This is a genomic window from Actinomycetota bacterium (assembly GCA_012837825.1).
Classification (GTDB): Bacteria; Actinomycetota; Humimicrobiia; order Humimicrobiales; family Humimicrobiaceae; genus Humimicrobium.
Genome location: DUQM01000022.1, coordinates 1 through 5,897, shown reverse-complemented (window position 1 = coordinate 5,897; position 5,897 = coordinate 1). Strand labels below are relative to the sequence as shown.

Below are 5,897 nucleotides of genomic sequence, written 5' to 3'. Positions count from 1 at the left end.
AAGGAACCGATTCTCAGACTCATATTCTCTTCTTCAGTCCTTAATTTTAAGAAATATTTCATTTTATATTTAAAAGGACAGTCATCGTAAGTATCTATTGCGCTGAAAGAAAAATAACCGGTATTTTTGTCCTTTTCGAAAGGATTCAGATCATTTTGCTTCTCTGCTGCAATATTCCACCATGTAGATGGATTATATTGACTTTTCAAATGATTCAGCAAAAGCGCATACCTGGTTCTGTCTGTTTTTCTGCCCGTATCAGCTTTATATCTGGCTGTCATTGCTTTCTTTCTGACAAGTGAGTTTTCAGATACCTTCAAAAGCTCTCCAAGAGAAAATCCACTGTCTGGAAATCCGGGGATAATTTCGTCTGTCTTTTTCTTTTCTGATAATATTTTCGCAAGTTCTGTGAAGAATGGTGAAGATAAATGTCCCCAACCGCTTGTTATATATAAATAATTCTTACATCTGGAGAGACCGGAGTAAAGGATTCTTCTTTCATTTTCAAGATGTATGTGCTTTATTTCTTCCTCATTAAAAAATCTGCCTTCAACTAAAAAAGTAAGAAAATCATTTTCATAAATCTGCGGTTTTGATATTAGCGAAGGGAGATATCCTTTGTTTAGAAAAGGTATAAATACCGCTTCAAATTCAAAATTCTTGCATTCATAAAAACTCAGCATCCTTACACCGTTACCATCATTGCCTTCAGCAAGCGCTTCTTCTGTTTCTTCAATAAACTGATTGCTTTTGAATCTTTCAATAAAATCCAGATAACAGATAATATCATTGTCGCTTTCTCTTTCACTGCAGAAATTTCTTATGCTTGTCAGAAAATTCGTAAAAATACTGAATAAATTTTTATCGTTCTGCGAAAGAGCACCATAATTCTTTATCACCTTCGACAGACCAAAATTATCATCTTCAATCAGGCATCTTGCAAAAGTATAGGCATCTTTATTTAGATTTTTTTTGTGCCTGTCAACTGCACTGATAAAACTTGATATCATTAAATAATTCTTTTCATCAGCTTTTTTTATTACCTTTAAATTTTTCTCCAGATATTCATATAAATTCATATATTTTTTACGGCTGGCTGATTTATGATATTGAAACTCAGTTTCTTTAAAAAAAACCGGATCGGAATTTACAAATTCAGATAAAAAAATATTTCTTGTCAGTGAATTTATTTTACTGTTTAATCCATTTTTTTCTTTATCTTCTTCCGCTTTATCGTTATTTTGTTTTTCTTTCTCAAGAAAGATTATCAGATAGCAGATGTTCAGCAGATAGGCTGAATATCTGTTGTTTGCAACAGATCTTGAGCTTCTTCTGAAAAAAGGAATGGAATTCTGATAAAAATAATTCTCTATAAGAGAATTTTCAAAGTCGGTTCCTTTCATGATTATGGCTATTTCATTTAAAGGAATGCCCGATATTCTGTTCAGCATTAAAATTTTGCTTTTGATAAAATTCAATTCCTCATACCTGTTTTCAAAAGATTTTATTATTACTTCCCCGCCTCTCATATCTTTAAAATTCTTTCTGTTGAAATCATCTTTGTTGTCATGGCCGGAATTTTTATTAATCCTCAAGCTGTTTTTTGAAATAAAATTTTCAATTATTTCCATAACAGGGTAGGAATTTCTATAATTATTTCTGAGAAAAATTTTTCGTTCCGGAGGGATGCTTTCAAGCACATCAAAAAAAATATTTATATTGGAACCCCTGAACTTATAAACTGACTGATCATCATCGCCAAAGTAAATAATATTATCATCTGATATTTCTTCAAGCAGGCTATACTGGGCAGAATTTAATTCCTGAAGTTCGTCAACGATGATAAATTCATATTTTTGTCTGCATCTCTGTTTTAAATTACTGTCGGAATTCAACATGCTGAAGGTATCGATTAATAATTTTCCATAATTAAATACATTTTTATCCTTCATGGCAGAATTGAAAGCCGCATAAATAGTGTTGATTTCATACAGCATCTTATTTGAATACGGATTGAATTTACTGAAAAGCTCTGATGATTTTCTGAAATTCTCCTGCGCACGAAGTATATAATCAAAAATCTCCTGTACTATATTTTCACTTGTATTTTTATTTAAAAATAGTTTCTTAATTACCGGGATTTTTTTTTCATCAGTTTCCATAATGATATCGGTAAGAAGATTCCACTGTTCCGGAGCAGTCAGTATTTTTATTTCATTAAGATTATTAAAAAAAATATCTTCAAGAAAGCCTGAACCCGGGGTATGCTCTTTAAAAAAATCAAGACAAAATGAATAAAAGGTCTTTACTTCAATTTCCGGAACCGTTTTGTCAGCCTTTACAGCTATTTCATCTCTTAAGTATTTTGAGCTTCTCCTGTTAAAAGTAAGGACCAGTATTTTTGCGGGATCTACATTGCAGTTTTCGGTAAGATATACAATGAGCTCTTTTAAAAACAGAGTCTTTCCGGTTCCGGGACCTCCCAGCACAATATAGCTGCCTTTTTTTTGAAATATATTTTCAAAATAATTTATACTATGGAGATATGAAATCATTTCATTAAATTAATTGGAGCGGACTACGGGAATCGAACCCGCCCTTTGAGCTTGGGAAGCTCATGTACTACCACTGTACTAAGTCCGCAATGATTAGCAATATGTTTAGTTATCTGTAATTTCTTTTTCTTTTGCAGAGTTCGGGATGTCTTTATTATTCTCTATAGTTATCAGGTTTCTTTCTGCAGGCACATTATTGCTTGCGTCCTCTTTTATATCTTCATTCGGCCTGATTGTTTTTTCGGATTCTGCCGGCTCATCAACCTGAAGAGAATTTTCAGTCCTGATCGTTTTTCCTTTTGTATCGTAATCAATATTTGTCAGATTTATAATCGTAAGATTTGTCCTGAGCACTTTCAGACCCAGCTTTGATGCTGCAAAATCCGATGCTGCTTTTATTATTTCCTGCATTTTATTGGGTACATTGCAGTCTTCGCAAATCTTGGAAAAAATATTTATTACTATCCCTTTTGACTTAGGAAGAGCTTTTACATAAAGATCTTTTGTCCCGCTGATTTTTGAAAGGTTATCTTTTAGCTGACCGGCAATGGAATCAAGAGTTATAAAAGCTTTTCCACCCCTGACAGATGCAACTACAGCGACCCTGCTTTTTTTTCTGTAAAATTCAAGAACAAGCAGGAACAGGCATAAAATAATAACAAAAGGCAGAACAAGTACGGCAATATATTGGTTCCTGAAAGCGATATCGGAATTAAAAATCTTTGATGCGGCATCGGACCAGCTAACCCATTTTATAAAAGTATTAAGTATGCCGAATATAGAGATTCCTATAAGAAAAATAAGAAGGATGACAACAACTATTTTATTGAATATATTCATTTTTACCTTTGGAAATGCTTTATATTAATTTTTTTTAGGTTATTATAATTAAAATAAAAAGTCAATAAACCTTAAACCTTAAAAGATTTTTATAATTTTTTGGATTTTAGTTATTTTTTCTGTTTAAATTACTAAAAATGACTGTAGTTTTTTATTTACAAAATAATAAGATATGGCTTTTATTATGGACAAAACTATTTTAATTTTAAATCCGTCTGCCTCAAGAGGAACTGCGATATTTCAGAAAGACAAAATTGAATCAGCTTTAAGGGAAAATAAAATAAAATCAGATCTTTATATAACAAAAAGTTCTGAAGATCTTGGGAGAGCAACAGAAAATTTTGTAAAAGAAGGTTATGTTAATTTTATTGCTGCCGGCGGGGATGGAACAGTGCATTATATGATTCAGAAACTGGCAAATACCGACCGCAACATAGGGATCATACCGATAGGATCAGGAAATGATATGATAAAAACATTTAATATCAAACCCGATATAGATGAAAGCATAAAAATAATTAAAAATAACAATATAAAGAGAATCGACCTGGGGCTTTTTAATAAGAAAATATACTATATTGGTGTTGCAGGTTCAGGCTTTGATTCGGAAGTAGCAAGATTTGCAAATGAAACCAGACTCCCCATCAAAGGAGAAGCCAGGTACAATTTTTCGGTATACAAGACATTAATAACTTTCAGGCCAAAGATATTTGAAATCATGCATGATGATATTTCCGAGAACCTGAATACAATGATGATACTTGTTTCAAATCTAAAATATTATGGCGGAGGAATGAAAGTTACACCCCATGCAGATCCATTCGATGCAAAGTTGGATGTATGTATAATAACTGCCATACCTCTCATAAAATTCATAAAAAGTTTTCCAAGTGTATATGCCGGAACTCACCTGGACATTCCATGTGTGAAATATTTCAAGACAGAAAAGGTGGAAGTAGATTGTGAGAAGAAATTCAATGTATATGGAGACGGCGAATATATGGGGAAACTACCTGCAAAATTTGAAGTAAGTCCTAAAAGTCTTAATATCTTTTTACCCCGATAATACTGATCTGATTTTATTTGTGGAATCTTACCCAGGAACCATTTTTAATCACAAACACTGTTGATTGTGGTGATTTCAGATTCCCGTTTGAGTCAAATTCAATTTTTCCCGTAACCCCTTCATAGGATATCTCTCTTAAAGAACTCAGATAATCTTCCGGAAGAGTAGAATTTGCTTTTTTCATTGCCTCTATAATAAGATGAAAAGCATCATAGGCATAAGGGGCAAACTCTCCGGGTTCTTCAATTTCAATACCTTTGACTTCTGCAGTGAAATCCTTATATTTTCGCCAGAATTCTATTGCTCTTGGATTCTCGGAAAACATGGCAAGAGACGGGGGCTGGGGCACTACTGCTATTAAACCTTCCAGATACTTCTGATCAGTAAGCTGCAGTATACCCGGATTCATTGAAAGCTTTTCAGTAAGAAAAGCTGAAGAGACACCAATATCTCTTGAACACTGCATGATCCGGGCAAGATTGCTGTAATCTCCGCAGTAAAACACCGTCTCCACATCATCTATCAGTATGTTTTCCGCAAGCAGTTCGTAATCCTCTGCCTGGGGATTCAAGGAATAAGTTTTAATACTTTTAATCTGCTCTGCGGCAGTATCACCGCTTAATATTTCCTTAAGATATAAATTAAAGTTTATGGAATATTCTTTTCCATCATCTATGAGGACAATCTTTACAGGTTTGATCTCATTTAAGATAAAATTGCCTACATTTTCTATAATCTGGTCATTATTTATTATGATTCTGAAAAAATTATTTCCCGCTTTGTTAAGATCCGTTCCGGGAGCAGAAGTGGTAATAATCGGTATATTATATTCGAGATAATTCGGAATAGCTGCTTTTGTGGTAGCATTAAATGCCGAGCCGACAACACCTGCTACTCCTTCCTGCACAAGTTCCTGTGAAACAAGAAAAGATTTCTCGGCATTTCCCTCATCATCCCTGGAAATAATACTTATCTTATAATCAAAACCACCTATCCTGATCGGTGCAAGCTCTCTGGCAGCAAGATTCATACTGACTGTCTGGTCCTGGCCATAATATCTGAAATCACCGGACATGACATTCTGATTGCCTATTTTAATAATCCTTTCCTTTTGAGTGCAGGACGAAGCTGCAATTGAAAAGAGTGAAAAAGTTATAAAAATAACAGATACAAAAATAAAAAACGATAATTTTTTATTCATTACAATTACTCCGTGTTCATTTCAATTGCTGCAAAATATAATAAAGCATTGATAGTATTTTAATAAAAAACAAAAACACAGTAGATTATATCAGAAAAAAATTATTTTATAATTACTTTATAGACAGAAAAAACTTTTTTGCAGAATTATATGTATTAAAATCAAAAGAGGATATTTATAATAAAAATTAAAACTATTTGAACATTTTTCAGTCTAACATACTTATAGTGTTTTT

General features: G+C 32.9%; 4 protein-coding genes and 1 tRNA gene. 1 reads left to right on the top strand and 4 read right to left on the bottom strand.

The window, feature by feature from the left end:
- From GXZ93_02180 to GXZ93_02170, 3 genes are all read right to left on the bottom strand, one after another.
- On the bottom strand, nt 1-2,489 hold a 2,489-nt coding region (locus GXZ93_02180; GenBank protein HHT78592.1), incomplete at its 3' end, for an ATP-dependent helicase.
- A gap of 80 nt (nt 2,490-2,569) precedes the next feature.
- Nucleotides 2,570-2,643 (bottom strand) — tRNA-Gly (locus GXZ93_02175).
- Nucleotides 2,644-2,660: 17 nt separating this feature from the next.
- Nucleotides 2,661-3,395: a hypothetical protein gene (locus GXZ93_02170; protein HHT78591.1), complete on the bottom strand. Its 735-nt coding sequence runs from the start codon at nt 3,393-3,395 to the stop codon at nt 2,661-2,663.
- 184 nt (nt 3,396-3,579) lie between these two features.
- Here GXZ93_02170 and GXZ93_02165 point away from each other — a divergent pair, with 184 nt between their 5' ends.
- Nucleotides 3,580-4,461, top strand: coding sequence for a diacylglycerol kinase family lipid kinase (locus tag GXZ93_02165; GenBank protein ID HHT78590.1), 882 nt, complete (start codon nt 3,580-3,582; stop codon nt 4,459-4,461).
- A gap of 13 nt (nt 4,462-4,474) precedes the next feature.
- On the opposite strand, the gene GXZ93_02160 is transcribed toward GXZ93_02165, so the two are convergent.
- A complete protein-coding gene (locus tag GXZ93_02160) occupies nt 4,475-5,662 on the bottom strand; it encodes an ABC transporter substrate-binding protein (GenBank protein ID HHT78589.1) in 1,188 nt (395 codons plus the stop codon).
- Nucleotides 5,663-5,897 lie beyond the last annotated feature (235 nt).